The following is a 20844-nucleotide window of genomic DNA, read 5'->3' on the forward strand; positions in this document are numbered from 1 at the left end:
GCGCGTTCAGCCGACCGGCACCTCGAGCCCGACTTCTTCGGCAAGTTCCGCGGCGCTGAACGTCTCGCGCTCCATCACGAAGGTGCCGGCATAGCCGGCGAACTGCCAGGTGCCGTCGATGCGCGTAGCCTCGTCGCGGACCTCGCCCACATAGAAGACGGCGTGCGCCAGCGGGCCGGCGCCGTCATATTGCTTGATCCATTGGACCGCGCTGCCGCTGCGGGTGCCGTACAGGGTTGCCCGGACCGGCGCGCCGCCAAGGTCATCAGGCTCGCTGGTCGTGCCGCGGACGGCGCCCGCCTGTTCCTCGATCAGCGCGATGAAGCGGTTGGGCGGCACATAGGCATCGTCCGATACCCAGCGGCCGTACCAGACGCCGGTGAGGCCGTCGCCGCTCACCAGTCGCGCACCAGTGCGGCGAGCGCGGGCACGTCGATCGGGATGGAGCAGAGGAACCCCTGGAAATACTGGCAGCCTTCCTTGGCCAGCATGTCCAGCTGCGCCTCGGTCTCCACGCCCTCGGCCACCACCGAGAGTCCCAGGGATCGCGCCATGTCGATCACCCCGCGCACCACGATCCGGTCGCGCGGCGAGCCGGTGATCTCGCTCGACAGCTTCTTGTCGATCTTGAGATAATCGAGCGGCAACGCCTTGAGGTAGGCGAGGCTGGAATAGCCCGTGCCGAAATCGTCGATCGCCACACGGCACCCGGCGGTCCGCAGGTCGGAGAGCAGATCGGCCGCCTCGCTCAGATCGGCCATGATGCCGCTCTCGGTGATTTCCAGCGTCAGCCGGTGGCGCGGAAAGCCGGTCGCATCCACCCAGCGGAGCAGGCTTTCCCCGAAGCCGTCCCGGCCGACATCGCCGGCGGTGACATTGATCGACAGGCGCAGGTGCGAAAGCGATCGCGGCCAGTGCGCGGCGATGGTCAGCGCCCGGCGCTGGACATGCTCGCTCAGCACCCCGACCAGGCCTGCGCGCTCGGCCGCGGTGAACAGGGGCTCGGCACCGATCTCGCCATGCTGGGGGTGCTGCCAGCGCGCCAGTGCCTCGACGCCGACGATCTGGCCGGTCGCCACCGCGACCTGCGGCTGGAACAGCACGCCGATCTCGCCACGCTCGATGCCACGCCGCAGATCGCCGATCAGCGTCTCGATGGAGGGGCCACTGCCGGGCCGCGCCGGCCCCTCGCCCAGCAGGGTCTCGCTCGCGCGGCGCAGCAGGCTGGCGGCACCGTCACCCGTCACGCTTTCGGTTAGCGTCACCTTGGCGCCCAGGTGCACCAGTTCGCCGGCCGCCACGAACGGCCGCGACAGCGCCTCCTCGATGCGCCGCACCGCCAGTCGGAGCGCGGGCGTGCCCGGATCGACCGCGGCCGCCAGGAAATCGGATCCGCCGATCCGCGCGATCACCGCATCCGATCCCAGCGTATCGCGCGCCGCCTCGGCGACGCGGCGCGAGATGCTGCGGAGCAGTTCGTCGCCGGCAGGGCGGCCATAGGCGGTGTTGATCGTATCGAAGCGCGTGAGCCCCACCAGCACCAGGCCGATCCGCTGGCCCTTTTCCAGCAGCCGATCGATCCACCGCCGCGCACTGGAGCTGTCGCGCGCGCCGGTGAGCACGTCGCGGACCGCCGCGCCGGCGTCGGGGGCAAGGCCCAGCGGCTCGACCAGCGCATCGATCTGGCCGGTTTCGCCATCATATTGGAGGTGCTGCACCACCCGCCCCTTGCCGGGCAGGTCGTGCGCGAAGGCCGTCGATCCTGCCTCGCGCAAGCGCCGCAGCGCTGCCCAGGCGAGCCGCCGGTCGGAAAGCTCGAGCCGGCCGAGCAGCGCCCGCGGTCCCGGCGCCTCGGGCAGATCCAGCAGCTTGGCAAGTGCCGGGGTCAGTTCGATCGAGCCCGCAGCCGGATCGAATCGCCAGCCCAGCGGATTGGCGATGCTGGTCCCCTGCCCCGCCCATCCGGACAGCCGCTCGACATAGCGTTCGGCGAAGCGGATCGCGTGGGCAATTGCCGCAGAGGACATCGGGCTGCCCAGGAAATGGGTGGCGCCCGCATCGTAGAAGCGGCCCATATGAACGGTATCGCTCTGCGAGACGAGGATCAGCAGCGCCGCGCCATAGGCCTTGATCGTCGGGCCCAGCAGCCGCGCCGCGTCCAGCCCCTCGGTCATCGCGCCACGCGCATCGATCACCGCGACCGAGGCGCCGCTGGCAAGGAACCGCGTCTCCAGCCCTTCGCTGCGCCGCGCTGCCACGACCCGCCAGCCGCCGCCTGCAGCCGCTGCCGCCACTTCGTCGCGCTGGCGGAACGAGAGCACGAAAACCGGCACTTCCGCGGCCGGGGCGGTACTCTGGACGATCGTGAACCCTTCTTCCATGCTCCCCCGATAGCGGCTCCCTGCGCGCTCCGCCATCCAAGCCTTGTGTACGGGCGCGCGACGCCCTACCTCCGCAGGATATGGCCAGCGCTCAAGCTCTTGCGACGCCGCCCACGCTGGTCGATCGCCACGGCCGCGCGATCCGCTATCTGCGCATTTCCGTCACCGATCGCTGCGACCTGCGCTGCCGTTACTGCATGGCGGAGCACATGACGTTCCTGCCGCGCGAGGCCGTACTGAGCCTGGAGGAGCTGGCGGCGATCGCCGGCCGCTTCATCGATCGCGGGGTGACCAAGATCCGACTGACCGGTGGCGAGCCGCTGGTCCGCCGCAACATGATGACGCTGGTCGAACAGCTCGGCGCGCGGATCGGGGACGGGCTGAACGAGCTGACCCTCACCACCAACGCCACGCGGCTCGCGCTCCACGCCCACGTGCTTGCCGCTGCCGGCGTGCGACGCGTCAACATCAGCCTGGACAGCCGCGATCCGGACACCTTCCGCTACATCACGCGCCACGGCGATGTGGCGCAGGTGCTGGAAGGCGTAGCCGCCGCGCGCGATGCGGGGCTGCGGGTGAAGATCAACATGGTCGCGCTGCGCGGCCTGAACGAGCAGGAAATCGCCCCGATGCTCGCCTGGGTGGCCGAGCACGACATGGACCTCTCGCTGATCGAGACGATGCCGATGGGCCTGATCGACGAAGATCGCGCCGATCGCTTCCTGCCGCTGCCCGAGGTGCTGGCACGGCTGAAGACGCAGTTCGCGCTGACCGCCGATTCGCACGACAGCGGCGGCCCGGCGCGCTACTGGCGCGTGGAGGGCAGCACCAGCCGACTGGGCCTGATCTCGCCGTTGACCAACAATTTCTGCGCAAGCTGCAACCGCGTTCGGCTCTCGACCGACGGACGGCTGCACATGTGCCTCGGGCATGAGGATTCGGTGGATCTGAAAGCAGCGATTCGCAGCGGGGGGCTGCCGGCCGTGGACGACGAAATCGATCGGGCGCTCGCCGCCAAGCCCGAACGCCATGATTTTCGAATCGAGGCCGGTGCGGCCCCTGCGGTCTCACGCCACATGAGCGTGACCGGCGGATGAGCGGGACGAAGCCGCGGGCGCTGCTCGCCTCGCCGACCCCGCCTGCGCAGACCGCCGCTGGCGAACTCCGCGATCTGTACGAATGGGTGCCGATCGAGGAGGCCGAGGAGGTCGTCGCGCTCGGCGGCGACGGCTTCATGCTCCAGACGCTGCACGCGATGCTGGAGCGCCGCCGGCTGCTGCCGGTCTTCGGGATGAACCTGGGCACCGTCGGCTTCCTGATGAACGACTGGCGGCTCGAGGGCCTCGGCCATCGCCTCGAGCGCGCCCGGCCGTTCCGCGTCGCGCCGCTGGCGATGACCGCAACCACGGTCGAGGGCGAGACCTGCGTCCTCCCGGCGATCAACGAGGCGTCGCTGCTCCGCGAGACGCGGCAGACCGCGAAGCTGGAAGTGACGATCAACGGCCGCATCGTCATTCCCGAACTGGTGTGCGACGGGATCCTCGTCGCAACGCCGGCAGGCTCCACTGCCTACAACTTCTCCGCGCAGGGCCCGATTCTCCCGCTGGGCTCGGCGCTGCTCGCACTGACCCCGATCAGCCCGTTCCGCCCGCGACGCTGGCGCGGCGCGATTCTTCCAGAGAAGACCCGCATCGATATCCGCGTGCTGGAGGCTGACAAACGCCCGGTGAGCGCGGTGGCGGACCAGCGCGAAATCCGCGAGGTTGCGCACGTCCATGTCGAGATCGATCGCATGCGCGACCTCACGCTGCTGTTCGATCCGGAGCACGCGTTGGACGATCGGATAACGATGGAACAATTTATTGCATAAAACCCCTTGCGCCTTTCGAAAACCCGGTGCTAAAGGCGCGCCTCCCGACGCGGTGACCCACCGCCGAGGGGTTGACCAGAGTGGTCCCCGATAGCTCAGCGGTAGAGCATTCGACTGTTAATCGAATGGTCGTAGGTTCGAATCCTACTCGGGGAGCCATCTCTCGTCTGCCGGTTCGAAGGCGAGGCACTACCGGATCTGCCGGTACCAAATGCTTCCCTTCGCGCCTGGCGCCACACGGCCGGCACGACCCGGCGGGCATACCCAGACATCGACAATTGCGCTCGCGCGAACCGCTCGGTCGGCACCGCGCCCTCCGCGTCGTGATCCATGGGCGCCCCCTCCCCCCGCATTTGCACCGAACGCAACGCCCCATGCCGGTGTTGCGCTTGCGACTCGCGGAGGGCGCTGCGATGGTGAGGCGATGGAAAATCTCGACGCGTTCATCGCCGGCCTGCCCAAGGCCGAACTCCATCTTCACATCGAAGGCAGCCTCGAGCCCGAGCAGATGTTCGAATTCGCGCGCCGCAACGGCGTGGCCATCCCGTTCGACAGCGTCGAGGCGGTGCGGGCGGCCTATGAATTCTCGAACCTGCAGGACTTCCTCGACATCTATTATGCCGGTGCGGACGTGCTGCGCACCGAAGCCGATTTCCGCGATCTCGCCATCGCCTATTTCGAGCGCGCCGCCGCCGACGGTGTCCGCCATGCCGAGATCTTCTTCGATCCGCAGACGCACACCGCGCGCGGCATCGCGATGGGCACGGTAGTCGAGGGCCTCCTGGCGGGGATGGCAGACGCCGAGACGCGGCTTGGCGTCACCTCGCAGCTGATCCTCTGCTTCCTTCGCCACCTGGACGAGGATGATGCCTTCCGCACGTTGCAGGCCGCCGAGCCCTGGCTGGACAGGATCGCCGGCGTCGGCCTCGACTCGTCCGAGATGGGCCATCCCCCGTCGAAATTCGCCCGCGTCTTCGCGGCAGCCGCCGAAAAGGGCCTGAAGCGGGTCGCGCATGCCGGCGAGGAAGGCCCTGCCGACTATGTCCGCGAGGCACTGGACCTCCTGCGGATCGACCGGCTGGACCATGGCAATCGCAGCCTCGACGATCCCGCGCTGGTCGCCCGCCTGGCGCGCTCGGGCATGACGCTCACCGTCTGCCCGCTGTCGAACGTGAAGCTGTGCAATGTCGAGACGATCGACGCCCACCCGATCGACCGGATGCTGGAACTGGGACTGCGCGCAACGGTGAACTCGGACGACCCCGCCTATTTCGGGGGCTATGTCGGCGAGAATTATCGCGCCGTGGCGCGCGGGCGGGGCCTCAGCAAGCAGCAGCTCGCCACGCTGGCCCGCAACAGCTTCCTCGGCTCCTTCCTGCCCGACGAGGCCGTGGCGGCGCACTGCGCGGCCATCGACGCGTGGATGGCGGAGGCGGCGTAATGGGCGACATCATCTTCACCCACTTCACCCATGACCAGCTCGTCGCCGGCGTCCATGCCATCGCCGAGACGGTGGCGGACTGGGCCCCTACCCTGCTGGTCGGCGTCGGGCGGGGCGGGCTGACCCCGGCGGTCTATCTCTCCCACCGGATCGGGCTGCCCCTGGTGTCGATCGACCATTCCACCCGCATCGCGCAGTTCGGCGAGGAACTGGTCGCCGTGCTGGCCCAGCGCACGCGCGAGGGCGAGCGCCTGCTGTTCGTCGAGGACATCAACGACAGCGGCAAGACGATCGGCGAGCTCCGCGCCGCGCTGGCCGCGCAGGGCGCCGTGGCGGACCAGGTTCGCTTCGCGGTGCTGATGGACAATGTCAGCTCGTCGCAGCGCGTGGAATATGGCGCGCAGTCGATCGACCGCGCCATCCAGAAGGACTGGTTCGTCTTCCCCTGGGAAGCGATGGCGCCGCGCGACGCGCTCGACAAGGACGCCCGCGAAGTGCCTGAACGGCTGGGTTGACAGCTGCCGTTCAGCAACGGTCAATCGTGACCGTGCCACGCCTCATCGCGTGAGCGCGCGGGAGAGTTTCGCCGGCCCGTGCGTTCGAGGGGCTCGCGGCGAGAGTATTCGCTTGTTAAGTTTCGGAGGAACAATGCCAATCTTATCACAGAAGGGCCGGCGTCTCGCAGCACTCGGCCTGATGGTCGCAGGCAGCCTCTCGCTTGCGTCGTGCATGACCGCCACGCCGTACCAGCCCGCTTCGGCGAGCGGATCGGTGCGCAACGGCTATTCGGACGAGCAGATCGAAGAGAATCGCTTCCGCGTGAGCTTTTCGGGCAACAGCCTGACCTCGCGTGAAACCGTCGAGCGCTACCTGCTCTATCGGGCCGCCGAGCTCACCCTGCAGAACGGCTATGACTATTTCGTTCTCGCCGATCGCGATACCGAGAAGAAGACGCAGACCTATGCCACGCCCGGCATCGGCGGCGCCGGCTTTGGCCCCTGGGGGGCCTGGGGCCCGTATTGGCGCTTCCACAACCCCGGCTGGGGCTGGCGCAGCTGGGACCCCTTCTGGGGCGACCCCTTCTTCGATCGCAACGTCGATATCCGCACCGTCGATCGCTACGAGGCGATGGCAGAGATCGTAATGGGCAAGGGCCCGAAGCCCGCCGACACTGTGCGTGCCTTCGATGCCCGCTCGGTGAAGGAGCGCCTCGGCGCCAAGATCCAGATGCCGCAGACCCGCTGATCGCGGGAAGCGAAGAAACAGAAAGGGCGGCGTCGGGAACACCGGCGCCGCCCTTTTCTTATTTCCCCTCCCGCAAGCGGGAGGGGAAAGCAGGTGATTACGCCACCTGACCGTGGCAGTGCTTGTACTTCAGCCCCGAGCCGCACGGGCACGGCGCATTGCGGCTGACAACCCCCTCCCACTGGGCCGGATCGGTGCCGTAATCGTCGCCCGCCGGCTGCGGGATGCCGAGCTGCGGGATCCGCGTCGTCACCAGCCCGGCCGAGCCGCCGTCCCAGTCGGCGCTGTTGTCCTCGCCGGTCAGCGGATCGATGTGCGTCGTCAGGAACGCAGGCAGTTCCGGAAGCTCCGGCGGCGGGCTCATGCGGAACTGGGCGAAGGCCATGGTGCGCGTCACGTCCTCGCGGATCGTGTCGAGCATCCGCTGGAACATCGAAAACGCCTCGTGCTTGTATTCGTTGATCGGCGTCTTCTGCGCATAGGCGCGCAGGTGCACGACCTGGCGCAGCGCGTCGAGCATCGCGAGATGCTCCTTCCAGTGATGGTCGAGGTTCTGCAGCAGGATCGACTTCTCGATCGAGGTCCAGGTCTCCGGCTCCAGATCCGCCGCCTTCTCCGCTACCGCCGCGTCGGCCGCCTCGCGAATGCGTTCCTCCAGGATCTCCGGGTCGATCGCTTCCTCGTCCTTCACCCACTGGTCGACCGGCAGGTCGAGGTTGAGCGTGTCGGCGAGACGCGTCTTGAGCCCTTCGATGTTCCACTGTTCCGGATAGCTGTTCGGCGGGCAGGCCTCGCCGACGATCGCGTTCACGGTCTCGTGGCGCATGTCGACCACCACGGAGCCGACGGTGTCCGCATCCATGATGTCGGCGCGCTGCTCATAGATGACCTTGCGCTGGTCGTTCATCACGTCGTCATATTCGACGACCTGCTTGCGGATATCATAGTTGCGCGCCTCGACCTTGCGCTGCGCAGTCTCGATCGCCTTGCTCAGCCAGCGCGACGGCGGCATCGCCTCGCCATCCTCCAGGCTGGAGCGCATCATCCGGGCGAACAGCGTGTTCGAGCCGAAGATGCGCAGCAGGTCGTCGTCGAGGCTCAGATAAAAGCGGCTGAGGCCCGGATCGCCCTGACGGCCCGAGCGGCCGCGCAGCTGGTTGTCGATACGGCGGCTTTCGTGACGCTCGGTGCCGAGCACGAACAGGCCGCCCGCGGCCTTCACCTTTTCTTTCTCCTCGGCGACCTCGGCCTTGATCCGCTCGATCGCGGCGTCGCGCTCGGGGCCCTCGGGCATGTCGCGCAATTCATCGGCGACGCGGAATTCGACATTGCCGCCCAGCTGAATGTCGGTGCCGCGGCCCGCCATGTTGGTGGAGACGGTCACCATGCCCAGGCGGCCCGCCTGAGCCACGATATGCGCTTCACTCTCGTGGAAGCGGGCATTCAGCACCTCGTGCTTCACGCCTTCGCGGTGGAGGAACTCGGAGAGCATCTCCGACTTCTCGATCGAGACGGTACCGACCAGCACCGGCTGGCCGCGCTCGGCATGCGCCTTGATCGTCTTGGCGATGCCGGCGAACTTGTCCTCGGTGGTCTTGTAGAACGTGTCTTCCTCGTCGACGCGCTGCACCGGCAGGTTGGTCGGGATGGTGACGACGTTCATCTTGTAGATGTCGTAGAATTCGGCTGCTTCGGTCGAGGCGGTGCCGGTCATGCCGCCGAGCTTCGGGTACATGCGGAAATAGTTCTGGAAGGTGATCGAGGCGAGCGTCTGGTTCTCCGGCTCGATGTTGACGCCTTCCTTGGCCTCCACCGCCTGGTGCAGGCCGTCCGACCAGCGGCGGCCGTCCATCATGCGACCGGTGAACTCGTCGATGATGACGACCTTCCCGTCCTTGACGATGTAGTCCGTGTCGCGCTTGAACATCACGTTCGCGCGCAGCGCCTGGTTCAGGTGGTGGACGACCTGCGTGTTCTCGAAGTCGTAGAGGTTGGCGCCTTCCAGCACCCCGGCGTCCTCGAGCAGCCGCTCGACCACCTCGGTGCCTTCCTCGGTCAGGACGATGGTGCGCTGCTTCTCGTCCTTCTCGTAGGTCGAAGCATCGAGCTGCTTCACCACCGCGTCCACCTTGAGGTAGAGTTCCGACTTGTCGTCGGTGGGGCCGGAGATGATCAGCGGGGTGCGCGCCTCGTCGATCAGGATCGAGTCGACCTCGTCGACGATCGCATAGGCGAACGGGCGCTGCACCATGCTGGCGCGGTCGTACTTCATGTTGTCGCGCAGATAGTCGAAGCCGAACTCGTTGTTCGTGCCGTAGGTGATGTCCGAGGCATAGGCGTCGCGGCGCTGCTGGTCGGACAGGTTGGGCACGATCACGCCGGTGGTGAGGCCGAGGAAGCCATAGACCTGCGCCATCCATTCCGCGTCGCGGCGGGCGAGATAGTCGTTGACGGTGATGACATGGACGCCTTCGCCCGGCAGCGCGTTCAGATAGGTGGCGAGCGTCGCCACCAGCGTCTTGCCTTCGCCGGTCCGCATCTCGGCGATCTCGCCGCGGTGCAGCACGATGCCGCCGACCATCTGCACGTCATAATGGCGCTGGCCGATCACGCGGCGGGCCGCCTCGCGCACCGTGGCAAAGGCTTCCGGCAGCAGATCGTCGAGCTTGGCGCCGTTGGCGAGTTGCTCGCGAAACTTGATCGTCTGCGCCGCGAGCGTGTCATCGTCCATCGCCTGGAGCGTGGGCTCGAAGCTGGCGATCTTCTGGACGATCGGCTTGAGCGACTTGACGTAGCGATCGTTGGACGAACCGAAAAGCGACTTGGCAATACCGCCGAACATGCGAATTCCTGACCTGTTGGATGGGATGCGTGACGGCAGCCGGAAGCGGCGTTGCCATCACGGGCGTGCCGCGCGAGGGGCGCGGCAACGGGAGGAAGGACGGCCCGGCACCCGGGCCGGAAAGCCTATTCGCGCCGCTGCTCGAAGGCGAGGCGAAGCGCAGGCCGCGGCGGCGCGGCCCGGTGCAACAGCGGCAGGGCGGTAACGTGCACCGGCGCAGGAAGCGCGGCTGCGGCCGCCACGATCGCGCGCGAGGGGGCAATCGTCGCCTGCGCCGCTTCCGCCACGCGCACCACGGCCACGCCCTGCATCGGGCGCAACCCACGCTCGCCCGACACACCGGTCAGGCTCGCGAAAAGCGCAGTGAGGAGCAGCAGCAGTTCCAAGCGAAACCCTGTGTTACACGATGATGATGTCGCAACCGACGGGCCGCAACGCACGACACATAGGGAGGGATGCACGCTTCGTCTAATCAAAAGCTGCGCGCGCCGGTCCTTGTTCAGGGCAGTTCTTTCCACGAGGTGGCGACGACAACACTGCCGGACAGCGGACCATCCTTGCCACCGGCGGCCAGATGCTGCCCGGCAAAGGTCGCGGGAACGGCCGTGCACATCTCTGCAACGGCGGGAGGGGGTGCGGCGATGCCCGGCGTTTCCATCGCCGCCTCGCATTTCACCCGCTTGCCCTCGGTATCCGTCTCGAACAGCGCGGTCCGCTTGGAGATCTTCACCTGGCCGGGCGCGTCGTACAGCATCGGTTTGTGCGACCCGATCTCGAAGAAGAGTTCCGTGGTGATGCGGCGGTGCTTGCCGCCGCCGACCGCGGCGAAGCCTGGCGTCGGGGCGCCGATCGTCATCGGCCCGCACATCTGGCCGGCGGTCTCCAGGCGTTTGTCTCCCAGCCGGCAGTTGAGCAGAATGTCGTCCGCCGAAAGCTCGAATTCCATGCTGCTAGTACCCGGCTGGAAAAACGTTTCTCCGCGCGCCATCCGCCAGGTGAAGCGGCCATTGTATGGAGCAGCGATCGCCTTGCCGCTCGCATCGCGCGCCGGCGAGAAGCGGGCGCGCTGGACGAGCAGGCTGCAGACCTGCTGGTCCAGTTCCTCATGCCCCGAAGACTGCGTGACGCTGCACCCCGCCGGCAGCCCGGTCGAATCGATCTGGAGCTGGAAGGCGACGGTACCGTCATGGCCCTGACGCACCGCTGACGGCGGATAATCGTCGTCGGTCACCCAATTGCCGGGACTGGTCAGCGGCTTCAGCGGCTGAGCCCCCTTGGCGCTTTCCTGCGCCTGCGCCGCAAGCAGCGCCATCACCAAAAGCATTGATCTTTGTCCCCCCATGCACGAAGCACGCGCCGCATTCTAACCGGAGGCTTCCCCGTGTCCACCAGCACCTCCCCGCTCGCGCTTCCCTTCCCTGTCCTCCCCGCGATCCCCGGCGTAACGCCGCGCGTGGCGCGGGCGCGGTACAAGAACTGGGATCGCTGCGACCTGACCTTCGTCACGTTCGACGAGGGCACCAGCGTCGCGGGCGTGCTGACGACCAGCAAATGCCCCTCGCCCGAGGTGGAGTGGTGTCGCAAGGCGCTGCCGCTCGGCAAGGCGCGCGCGCTGGTGGTGAATGCGGGCAATTCCAACGCCTTTACCGGTAATCGCGGCCGCGCGGCAGTCGAAGCGATCGCCGCCCGCACCGCGCAGCATCTCGGCTGCGATCCGTCGGACGTGTTCGTGTCGTCGACCGGCGTGATCGGCGTGCCGTTGCCGATCGACAAGGCCGAAGCCGGACTCGACGCCGCCTATGCGGCCGAGCCCTGCAGCTGGGAGCAGGCCGCCGCGACGATCATGACCACCGACACCTTCGCCAAGGGCGCGGTGACCACCGCGGTGGTCGACGGCCGAACCGTGACGCTGGCCGGCATCATCAAGGGCTCGGGCATGATCGCGCCGGACATGGCGACGATGCTCGGCTATGTCTTCACCGATGCCGCAGTCGACCCGGTGTTCCTCCAGCGCGCACTAGGCGATGCCAACGGCTCCAGCTTCTCGTGCATCACCGTCGACGGCGACACATCGACCAGCGACACCGTGCTCGCCTTCGCCACTGGCAAGGCCGGCAATGCGCCGCTGGCCAGCGACGAGGATGACGGCGCCGACGCCTTCCGCGCAGCGCTTGCCGATCTCTGCCGCCAGCTGGCGTTGCTCGTCGTGCGCGACGGCGAAGGCGCGCAGAAGCTGATCGAGATCGCCGTCGAGGGCGCCGAGAGCGACCGCAGCGCGCACCGGATCGCCCTGTCGATCGCCAACTCGCCGCTGGTGAAGACCGCAGTCGCCGGCGAGGACGCCAACTGGGGTCGCGTGGTGATGGCGGTCGGCAAGGCCGGCGAGCCCGCCGAGCGCGACCGCCTGGCCATCCGCTTCGGCACCACCCAGGTGGCCCGCGACGGGCTGGCGGTGGAAAGCTATGACGAGGCGCCGGTTGCCGCGCACCTGAAGGGGCAGCATGTCGAGATCGGCGTCGATCTCGGCCTGGGCGAGGGCCGCGCGACGGTTTGGACCTGCGACCTGACGCACGGCTATATCTCGATCAACGCCGACTATCGGAGCTGACCTCCATGCATCACCATCACGCCGCCGTATCCGCACTGATGCGGACCGTTGCAGAGACGGTGGTGATGCCGCGTTTCCGCAACCTCGCGGTCGAGGACGTGCTGGAAAAGACGCCCGGCGAGCTGGTGACGATCGCCGATCGCGAGGCCGAGCTGCGGCTGACCGAAGGTCTCGCCGCCATCGATCGCGACGCGGTGATCGTCGGCGAGGAGGCATGTGCGGCCGATCCGGCGCTGATGGAGCAGGCGACCGCCGCGCGCGCGTGGATCATCGATCCGATCGACGGAACCGCGAACTTCGCCGCGGGCCAGCCGCCCTTCGGCATCATGATCGCGCTCGTCGAAGACGGCGTGACGCAGGCGGGTTGGCTCTATGATCCGGTCGCCGACCGGATGTGCCATGCGGTGCTCGGCGGCGGTGCTTTTCTCGGCGACGCACCGGTGCGCGCACGCGCTAGCGGCGCCGCGCGCCCGCTCGCTGCGGTGTCGAAGGTCGGCCAGTCGGAGGAAGAGCATGCCGCGCGTGCTGCGCGGTTTGCGGAAGGGTTCGAGATGGTGCCGCTGCCCCGCTGCGCCGCCGAGAATTATCCGCGGCTCGTGCTGGGTCAGAACGACATCGCCATATTCCGGCGGACGCTGGTGTGGGATCACGCGCCGGGCGTGTTGTTCCTCATCGAGGCCGGCGGCTATGTCGGCCGCTGGGACGGCAGCCCCTATCGTATCGGCGACGAGGGCATCGGCATCGTCGCTGCATCCACAGTCGAGCTGGGCAAGCGCGCGACGGAATTGCTGTACGCGTGACGTCCCCTCCCGCACGCGGGAGGGGAAAGAGAGGCGGACGTGATCAGATCTCGCGTTCGATCCAATGCTTGATGCCGCTCTTGGGCAGCGCGCCGACCTGGGTCGCGACCTGCTGGCCGCCCTTGAACAGGATCATCGTCGGGATGCCGCGCACGCCGTACTTGGTCGGCGCATCGGGGTTGTCGTCGATGTTGATCTTCACGATCTGCACCTGATCGGCCAGCTCTTCCGAGAGTTCCTCCAGCGCCGGGGCGATCATGCGGCACGGCCCGCACCATTCTGCCCAGAAATCAACGACGACCGGCTTGTCGGCCTGCAGCACGTCGGTTTCGAAAGCGGCGTCGGTGGTCGCCAGAGTGGCCATGTCGGTATCTCCTGAATTGCGTGTTGGTCGGCTATCTATGGTCGTCCGGCCCCGCGCTCAAGCGCACGAGCCCAAGCTTTGCTCCTACCCCGCGTAGCCCGGCTTGTGCCGATCGAGAAGAGCCTCCGGCAATGCGTAGAGTACCGGACCGGCGGAATAGAGAAGCGCGGCCTCCACCTCGCGATCGGGGAAGATCACCTGCAGCGCCGCGACATAGGCGGCCATCTGGCGCAGATGGTAGGGCGGCACCGCGTCCAGCCCGGCAGGCGCGCGTCGCCCGGTCTTGAAGTCGACCACACGCACCCGATCCGGCCGCACCACAAGCCGGTCGACCGTGCCGGATACCACCACGCCGTCCGCCACCACGGCGGCGATCGGCGCCTCGCCCAGCGCGTCGGGACCGAACAGCTCGGCGAAGCGCGGGTCCTCGGTCACCGCCATGGCGGCATCGATCAGCGCGGTGCGCTCCGCCGGATCGTCGATGCCGCAGGCGCCCGCCAGCCAGCGGTCCGCGGCGGAGCGTCGTGCATCCGAGGCGACGCCGGGCAGCCGCTCGAACAGCGCGTGGAGCAGCCGGCCGCGCTCGGCGGCAGCCCGCAGGGCAGGCCCCGGCGGCGGATCGGCGACCTGATCGTCGCCCAGCGACGACGGCGCAAGCGGCCGCGGCGGCCGCGCCTCTTCCGGGGCACGCGCATGCAGCCAGTCGGGCAGCGCCGGCACCGACGTCGCCGGTAGCGACGGCGGCGCCGCCACCATCGGCCGGACCGGCGCCGGCGGAACCACGCCGTTAAAAACCCGCACTCCCGCCTCGTCCTCCGGTACGCCCAGCGCGTCGAACGCGGCGGCGCCGGCGGCATACCAGCTCGCCTTGGGCGGCACGCCCTTGGCCTGCGGGCCCAGTGCACCGGCGATCACCAGCCGCTCCTCCGCCCGCGTGGCGGCAACATAGAAGAGCCGCCAATGCTCCTGCAGCTCGCGGGCGTCCGCCTCGGCCAGTGCCTGGGCAAGCGCACCGTCGCGCTCGGCGCTGCGCGGGCGGAAAATCGGGAATTTCTCCTCCCCTTCCGGCGCCCATTTGAGGAAGCTGCGGGGGCTGCGCGTCGGATCCACCGTCGCGTCCGCCAGAATTACCAGCGGTGCCTGCAGTCCCTTAGAGCCATGCGCGGTCATCACCCGCACCGCGGGCTGCGGCTGCGCGGCATCGCGGACGATCTCGACATCGCCACGATCGAACCAGTCGAGGAAGCGCTGGAGGGACGGCGTCGCGCGCGTCTCGAAGGTCAGCGCCGCATTCAGCAGTTCCTCGATCGGATCGCGCGCCTCTTCGCCCAGCCGGGTGAGCAGCTTGCGACGCCCCTGCAGCGGGCCGGAGAGGATTTCCTCGAGGAAGCGATAGGGCGTGGCGAGATCGGCCCGGCGCAGCAGATCGTAGAGCGGCGCCAGCTTCTCGGCCGGCTGGCGTTCGCGCAGGTGCCGCCACAGACCGCCGCGCTCGCGCACCGCCGCGGCCATCAGTTCCTCCTGGCTCCAGCCGATCAGCGGCGAGACAAGCAGCGAGGCCAGCGACAGATCGTCCTCGGGCTGCAGCGCGAACCGGATTGCCGCCAGCAGATCCTGCACCGCCAGCGGCGCGTTGAGCCGCAGCCGGTCGACGCCCGCCACCGGCACCCCCTCGGCATAGAGCCGCGCGACGATCAGCGAAGCGAGTTCCCCGCGCCGCTTGACCAGCACCATCACGTCGCCCGGCGCGAGCATCCGGCCCTTGGCGGAAAGCGGCAGCGTGCCGATCCAGCCCTTGATCGCCCGCGCGATACGGGCAGCGAGCGCGCGGGTGGCGTCGCCGATCCATTCCTCCTCGTCGGCGTCGCTGCCGCCCCCGATCACCGGCGGCCAGAGCATCACCGTGCCCGGCCCCGGCACTTCGCTGGCATGCGGCTCACTGTCGCTCATCGGGCCCATGCCGGGTTCCGGCAGCAGGCCCAGCGCGGTGTCGACGAACTCCAGCACCGGCCGCGTCGATCGGAAGCTGTGCGTGAGCGAGAGCTGCTCCAGCGCGCGCACTTCCGCCTCATAATCGGTCTGGATGTTGGCCAGGCGCTTGAACCGCTCGAACGCCGCCTGGAAAAAGATCGGGTCGGTGCCCTGGAAGCCGAAGATCGCCTGCTTGTAATCGCCCACGGTGAACAGCGTGCGCAGCCGGTCGCCGCGCGCGCCCTCCCCCGCGAAGAACTCGTCGGCCATCGCCGACACGATCGCCCATTGCCGGGGATTGGTGTCCTGCGCCTCGTCGATCAGCACATGCTCGGTCACCTGGTCGAGCTTGTAGCGCACCCACTCGCCCATGCCCGGCTGGCCGAGCAGCGCGATGGTGCGGCCGATCAGATCATCGAAATCCACCGCACCCAGCCGGCGCTTGGCGGCGGCATAGGCGCGGGCATAGTCCCGCCCCGCCTCCAGCCCGCGTGCGAGCAGATCGACATAGACGGCGCGCACCTGCATCGCGAGCAGGTCGCCGCAGCGTCCGTGCAGGCGCAGCGCCGCCTCAGCATAGTCGGGGTCCTGCGGCGCCTGTCCCTTGGCGAAGCTGCGGGGATCACCCTTGGCGGTCGCCCAGACAAGGTGGAGATCCCCGAGCGTCTCCGCCCGCTGCTCGGGCGAACGCGCCAGCCATGCGGCGATCACGTCGGCGCGTTCGAGCCCCCTCGCGGTCCCCCAAGCAGCATTCGCCGACGCGATATTGCGTAGCGTTCTCAAATCAAATTCATCATCGCAACAGCTTGTTGCGAGCGATTCTCGAATGTCACCGGTGGGTAAATCGAAGGCGCGGCGCAGCCAGGGCTGGATGCCGCTGGGCAATGCCTCCAGGGCGTCGCCCGCGCGCGCGCATTCCTGCAGGAAGCCCTCCGCCCCGCCCTCGCCGAGCCGCAGCGACAGCGCACCGATCGCGTCGATCACGCGCTCGCGTCCCTCACGCCGGGCATCGACCAGCATCTCGGCCAGCGTCTCGCGGGCCAGCACCGCCTCTTCGCGGGCTTCCAGCGGGCGAAAACCGGGCACCAGACCGGCCTCGATCGGGAACGCAGCAAGCAGCGACTGGCAGAAGCTGTGGATCGTCTGGATGCGAATGCCGCCACCGGGTGCATCGAGCACCTTGGCGAACAGCGTGCGCGCGGTCGCCCGGCGCTCCGGGCCGATGCTTTCGCCCAATGCTTCCAGATCGGCGGCGAGATCCTCGTCCCTGGCCCGCACCCAATAGGCGAGGCGACCGGTGATCCGTTCGGACATCTCGGCCGCGCCGGCCTTGGTGAAGGTGAGGCACAGGATCGCCGAGGGCTCGGTGCCGGCGAGCAGCAGCCGCCAGACCCGCGCCGCGAGAACTTGCGTTTTGCCCGTACCGGCCGAGGCGGAAAGCCAGATGTGCCGCGTTGGATCGCTGGCGCGCTTCTGATTGCCCTTGAGCGGGTGGAGCTTGGCAGGGCTGCGGCTCATGCGCGGCGCACTCCAGCGCGCGTCGGAGCCTTCGCAGACACCCGGAAAAGCTCAATCACGGCCATACCATTCGTCCCGGCGCATCAGTTGGTCATATTCGGCATAGGGTGCATATTCCGGCACCAGCTTGGCCGTGAACGGGCGATCGCCGGTCAGCCACTCGCCTGCCGCGTCGGCAAAATGCTCCGCGGCGATCGCGACGAAATCCTCGGCCGGCACGGGCTCGCGCTTCTTCGGATCCACGGGCGAGTCGACGAAGCCGAAGCCGCCGCTCTTCGGATTGCGGGCCATCGACCAATATTCGAAGCAGCGCGCGGTGCCTTCGATCCCCTCGAAGCCCCCCCGCTCCGCGATCAGCCCCAGCAAGCCGAGCTGAAGGCTGAATCCGGCCTTCACCGCGCGGGTACTGGGCGGCTGCCCGGTCTTGTAGTCGACTATCGCCAGCGTACCGTCAGCCAGCCGGTCGACGCGATCGAACTTGCCGCGCAGCCGCACCCCGGCGACGTCAATCGCGCCATCGCGCTCCACGGCGAGCACCGAGCGGCCCCTGGCGCCTTGCTCGGCCAACTCGCCGGCGATCCAGTCGATCGCCTCGATCAGCCGGGGCTGCCAGAGTGCGCGGATCAGCGGATGGGTGCGCGTGTCCGCCAGCATGGCCTCGGCGCGCGCGCGCAGCAGGTCGGGACGGCAGGCATCCTCCTCGAACCATTTCTGCAGCACGTCATGCACCGCTGTTCCCCGCCACGCCGCGCTGGGATCGGCATCCACCGGATCGAGCGGCAACAGGCGCAGCATCCGCCGGGCGTAGAAGGCGTACGGGTCCGCCTTGAGCCGGTCGACCTCCGTCACCGAGATGACCCTTGGCCGCGTTGCCGCGGGCGGCGCCGGCTCCGGTCGAGCCACCGGCGCGAAAGCCAGCGGCGCATCCATCGCGGCCATCCAGCCGGCAAGATCGCCTGCCCGGTCCAAGCCCCCCGACAGCGCCTCCAGCCGAAGCCAGAATCTCGACGCGATCGTCGGGGCGCTGGCATCGCGGCGGGCGCGGGTGAGCAGTACGTCTTTGGCGCCGAGGCCGATGGCGAGATCATGTGCGGATACGCCGATCCGTCGCTCCAGCCCCGGCAGCCCCAGCTCCGTCCGGATGCGCGGCGCCAGCCACGGATCGGGTGCGGGCAGGCCCGGCCAGATGCCCTCGTTGAGCCCGCCGAGGATCATCAGATCGGCGCTGTGCAGCCGCGCCTCGATGAGGCCGAGGATGGCGAGCCGCGGATGCCCGCCCTGCGGCGGCCGCACGGCGACTTCGTCCAGCAGCGTCCGGAGCATCGGTGCGAGGCTGTCCGGCTCCGCAAGCGCCGGGCCATGGGCCGCCTCGCGCTCAAGATCGTCGAGCAGCAGGGCCGCCGCGCGTCCGTCCTCGCGGCTCCACAGCATGTCGCCGCCCAGGGCCTGTGCCGCCTCGCGCAGCGCTGCGACCAGCCGGGGGAGCGGCTGGGCGCCACCGGCGAACACCGCCTCCAGCGGCGCGACCAGCTCTCGCGCGCCCTCCCACCAGCGCGCGGCGGCGCGGCGCAGGGCGCCGTCGCGCCCGGACTGCTCCGCCAGATGGCCATCCACGCCCGCCAGGCCCGGTGCCGGGCGCGGGCCGCGCAGGACGAGATCGAGCGCCCGTGCACCATCGAGCCAGTCGGCACGCGCCCCCGGCTGCACCAGCGGATGCTTGAGCAGGGTCAGCAGCGGCATCGGTGCAAACGCCTGCGCGGCCGCGTCCGCCAGCGCCAGCAGCAGCGTCCCCGGGGGGGTCAATGACAAAGGCTGGCCGGCGGAGTCGTCGATCGTGATCCCCCAGCGGGCGCAGTGCGCCGCCACCCGGCGCGCCAGCGCGCGATCGGGCGTGACCAGCGCGGCGGTGCGCGCCGGGGTCTCCAGCGCCTCGCGGAGTGCCAGCGCGATCGCCTGCGCCTCCTCGGCCGGCGTTGCCAGCTCGAGCGCGCGGACACCGTCCAGCCGGCGCTCGCCACCCGGCAGGCTGGTCCATTTGTGAGTCAGCTCGGGCGGCTGCATCGCCGATGCGATCGCCTTGCTCCGCGCGGGCGGCGCATCGAGTTCGCTGGTCACCCGCCATTGCTGAAATTCGCTGCGGCCGACCCCCATCCGCTCGAGCAGCAGCTTGAGATGGAATTGCGGATGGGTTTCTAGGTTGCGGCGGCGCCGGCCGGTCACCGGGTCCGCCGCGTGGGGGCCCAGCAGGTTCCATTCGGCGTCGTCCATCGCGGTTGCGAGCCCGGGCAGAACCACCATCCCCTCCGGAAGCCCTGCCACGACACGCAGCAGGCGGGCAATGGCGGGGGCGGCGGTGGTAATGCCGGCGGCGCAGACGAACCCGGCGGGCGGCGCCGTCCTCCAGCGCGCGGACACGCGATCAAGCAGGCGCCGCCGCCGCTCGGGCAGATCGACCCTGCCCAAGGCGGCGAGTTCGGCGGGCCAGCGGGTCAGCACGATCTCGAACAGCGCCAGCGAGCGTGCCCAATGCGCGGAGAGCTCGGGCCCCAGTTCCAGCTCGCGCAGGCGCTGCGGGGCGATTTCCTCGACCAGCAACTGGTCGAGCGTGGTGCCGAGGTCGCCCGCCAGCCGCACCGCCTCCGCCGCATCCAGCCGCGCGTCGTGCGCCTGGAGCAGCCGGGCGAGGATCATCCGCCGCTGCAGGGGATCGACCGCGGGCGGCACCGGCTCGGCATCGCCGACGGTCTCGAATACCGCCTCGTCGAGCTCCGGATCCCCGATCGCGACCAGCCGGGGAAGGAGCAACCCGCCGCCGCTCTCGCGCACAAAGGCATCCTGCATCGCCCGCTTGGCGCGGTTGTTCGGCAGCAGCACCACGCCGCGTGCCAGCCGCAGCGGATCGCTGCCGAAGCGGCGGATCAGCCCGATCGCCAGCGCATCGGCAAAGGCGCGATGGGGCGGGATGGTGAAGAGGTGGAGGGCGTGCGGCATCCGGCTCGGCGTCAGGGGAACGGAGCAGGAACCCTAGCGGGCTTCACCCGGCAAGCGCAACCTCGCCCCGCCCGTTTCCTCCGCCGCCAGGGGGAGGAAACGGCGGGGATCAAAGCTCCGCCAGCGCCAGTTCGGTCTCGCGGATCGCCTTGGGGGAGCCGACGTCGAACCACAGCCCCTGATGCACCGCGCCCCACAGACGACCGTCTGCCATCGCGCGGTTCCAGAAGAGGTTGGTGGAGAACGGCCCCTCCGGCCAGTCACGGATCACCCGCGGCGAGAGGATCTGCACGCCGGTATAGACGAACGGCGCGAGGCGGCCGGGCTTGCGCCGCTCGGTGATCCGCCCGAACGCATCGAGGCGAAAATCGCCCTGTCCGCGATGGCACGCCGCCCGCGCCTGCGGCACCAGCAGCAGCAGCGCATCCATCCGCGCGTCGTCCCATTGCGCCGCCAGCAGCCGGATCGCGTCGCTGGGCCCGTCCACCCAGAGATTGTCGCTGTTGACGCACAGGAAAGGCGCGTCGCCCAGCATCTCGCGGGCCTGCACCAGGCCGCCGCCCGTTTCCAGCAACTGGCGGCGCTCATCGGAGATCTGCAGCTCCATGCCCTTCACCCGCGCGCGCAGATGCGCCTCGAGCTGGTCGGCGAGATAGTGCACGTTGACCACCGCGCGCTCGACGCCCGCCGCGCCCAGCCGATCGAACACATGGTCGATCAGCGGCTTGCCCGCCACGTCGATCAGCGGCTTCGGCCGGGTGACGGTGAGCGGGCGCATCCGCTTGCCCAGGCCCGCCGCCATCACCATCGCGG

General features: G+C 68.9%; 16 protein-coding genes and 1 tRNA gene. 8 read left to right on the top strand and 9 right to left on the bottom strand.

Annotated elements, in window-relative coordinates; genetic code table 11:
- Positions 1-6: 6 nt before the first annotated feature.
- Together OIM94_RS04800 and OIM94_RS04805 are read right to left on the bottom strand one after the other, a co-directional pair.
- A complete protein-coding gene (locus OIM94_RS04800) occupies positions 7-399 on the bottom strand; it encodes a hypothetical protein (RefSeq protein WP_264608963.1) in 393 nt (130 codons plus the stop codon).
- Positions 396-2381, bottom strand: coding sequence for a putative bifunctional diguanylate cyclase/phosphodiesterase (locus OIM94_RS04805; protein ID WP_264608964.1), 1986 nt, complete (start codon positions 2379-2381; stop codon positions 396-398). Before OIM94_RS04805 ends, OIM94_RS04800 begins: the two co-directional genes overlap by 4 nt.
- Before the next feature lie 80 nt (positions 2382-2461).
- Between OIM94_RS04805 and moaA the strand changes: the two genes are divergently transcribed.
- From moaA to OIM94_RS04835, 6 genes are all read left to right on the top strand, one after another.
- On the top strand, positions 2462-3478 hold the full coding sequence (gene moaA / locus OIM94_RS04810) for a GTP 3',8-cyclase MoaA (RefSeq protein ID WP_264608965.1): 1017 nt from the start codon (positions 2462-2464) through the stop codon (positions 3476-3478).
- Positions 3475-4251: an NAD kinase gene (locus OIM94_RS04815; protein WP_264608966.1), complete on the top strand. Its 777-nt coding sequence runs from the start codon at positions 3475-3477 to the stop codon at positions 4249-4251. The genes moaA and OIM94_RS04815 overlap by 4 nt, the downstream gene beginning before the upstream one ends.
- Positions 4252-4335: 84 nt before the next feature.
- A tRNA-Asn gene (locus OIM94_RS04820) sits at positions 4336-4410 on the top strand.
- A gap of 265 nt (positions 4411-4675) precedes the next feature.
- Positions 4676-5692, top strand: a complete 1017-nt coding sequence (locus OIM94_RS04825) for an adenosine deaminase (protein ID WP_264608967.1) — start codon at positions 4676-4678, stop codon at positions 5690-5692.
- Positions 5692-6207, top strand: coding sequence for a phosphoribosyltransferase (locus OIM94_RS04830; protein WP_264608968.1), 516 nt, complete (start codon positions 5692-5694; stop codon positions 6205-6207). Before OIM94_RS04825 ends, OIM94_RS04830 begins: the two co-directional genes overlap by 1 nt.
- A gap of 214 nt (positions 6208-6421) precedes the next feature.
- Complete coding sequence (locus OIM94_RS04835) at positions 6422-6937, top strand: CC0125/CC1285 family lipoprotein (protein WP_264608969.1); 516 nt, start codon at positions 6422-6424, stop codon at positions 6935-6937.
- A gap of 97 nt (positions 6938-7034) precedes the next feature.
- Here the strand turns inward: OIM94_RS04835 and secA are convergent, their stop codons facing one another.
- The 3 genes from secA to OIM94_RS04850 form a co-directional block, all read right to left on the bottom strand.
- Positions 7035-9779 (bottom strand): preprotein translocase subunit SecA, encoded by a 2745-nt coding sequence (gene secA, locus OIM94_RS04840; RefSeq protein WP_264608970.1) that lies wholly within the window; start codon positions 9777-9779, stop codon positions 7035-7037.
- 125 nt (positions 9780-9904) lie between these two features.
- A complete protein-coding gene (locus tag OIM94_RS04845; RefSeq protein WP_264608971.1) occupies positions 9905-10165 on the bottom strand; it encodes a hypothetical protein in 261 nt (86 codons plus the stop codon).
- Positions 10166-10278: 113 nt separating this feature from the next.
- Positions 10279-11103, bottom strand: coding sequence for an energy transducer TonB (locus OIM94_RS04850; RefSeq protein ID WP_264608972.1), 825 nt, complete (start codon positions 11101-11103; stop codon positions 10279-10281).
- Positions 11104-11160: 57 nt separating this feature from the next.
- Between OIM94_RS04850 and argJ the strand changes: the two genes are divergently transcribed.
- Together argJ and OIM94_RS04860 are read left to right on the top strand one after the other, a co-directional pair.
- The gene (gene argJ / locus OIM94_RS04855; RefSeq protein ID WP_264608973.1) at positions 11161-12387 is read left to right on the top strand and encodes a bifunctional glutamate N-acetyltransferase/amino-acid acetyltransferase ArgJ; all 1227 of its coding nucleotides are present in this window, start codon (positions 11161-11163) and stop codon (positions 12385-12387) included.
- Between the two features lie 38 nt (positions 12388-12425).
- Positions 12426-13187: an inositol monophosphatase family protein gene (locus tag OIM94_RS04860; protein ID WP_264608974.1), complete on the top strand. Its 762-nt coding sequence runs from the start codon at positions 12426-12428 to the stop codon at positions 13185-13187.
- A gap of 43 nt (positions 13188-13230) precedes the next feature.
- On the opposite strand, the gene trxA is transcribed toward OIM94_RS04860, so the two are convergent.
- The 4 genes from trxA to OIM94_RS04880 all read right to left on the bottom strand — a co-directional run bounded on the left by trxA (position 13231) and on the right by OIM94_RS04880 (position 20839).
- Positions 13231-13551, bottom strand: a complete 321-nt coding sequence (trxA, locus tag OIM94_RS04865; RefSeq protein WP_264608975.1) for a thioredoxin — start codon at positions 13549-13551, stop codon at positions 13231-13233.
- Between the two features lie 84 nt (positions 13552-13635).
- Positions 13636-17040, bottom strand: coding sequence for a double-strand break repair helicase AddA (gene addA / locus OIM94_RS04870; protein WP_264608976.1), 3405 nt, complete (start codon positions 17038-17040; stop codon positions 13636-13638).
- 51 nt (positions 17041-17091) lie between these two features.
- A complete protein-coding gene (gene addB / locus OIM94_RS04875) occupies positions 17092-20031 on the bottom strand; it encodes a double-strand break repair protein AddB (RefSeq protein WP_264608977.1) in 2940 nt (979 codons plus the stop codon).
- A gap of 109 nt (positions 20032-20140) precedes the next feature.
- Positions 20141-20839: a nucleotidyltransferase family protein gene (locus OIM94_RS04880; protein WP_264609834.1), complete on the bottom strand. Its 699-nt coding sequence runs from the start codon at positions 20837-20839 to the stop codon at positions 20141-20143.
- Between the last annotated feature and the right edge of the window lie 5 nt (positions 20840-20844).

The sequence above is a fragment of the Sphingomonas sp. R1 genome (assembly GCF_025960285.1).
Lineage (GTDB): Bacteria > Pseudomonadota > Alphaproteobacteria > Sphingomonadales > Sphingomonadaceae > Sphingomonas.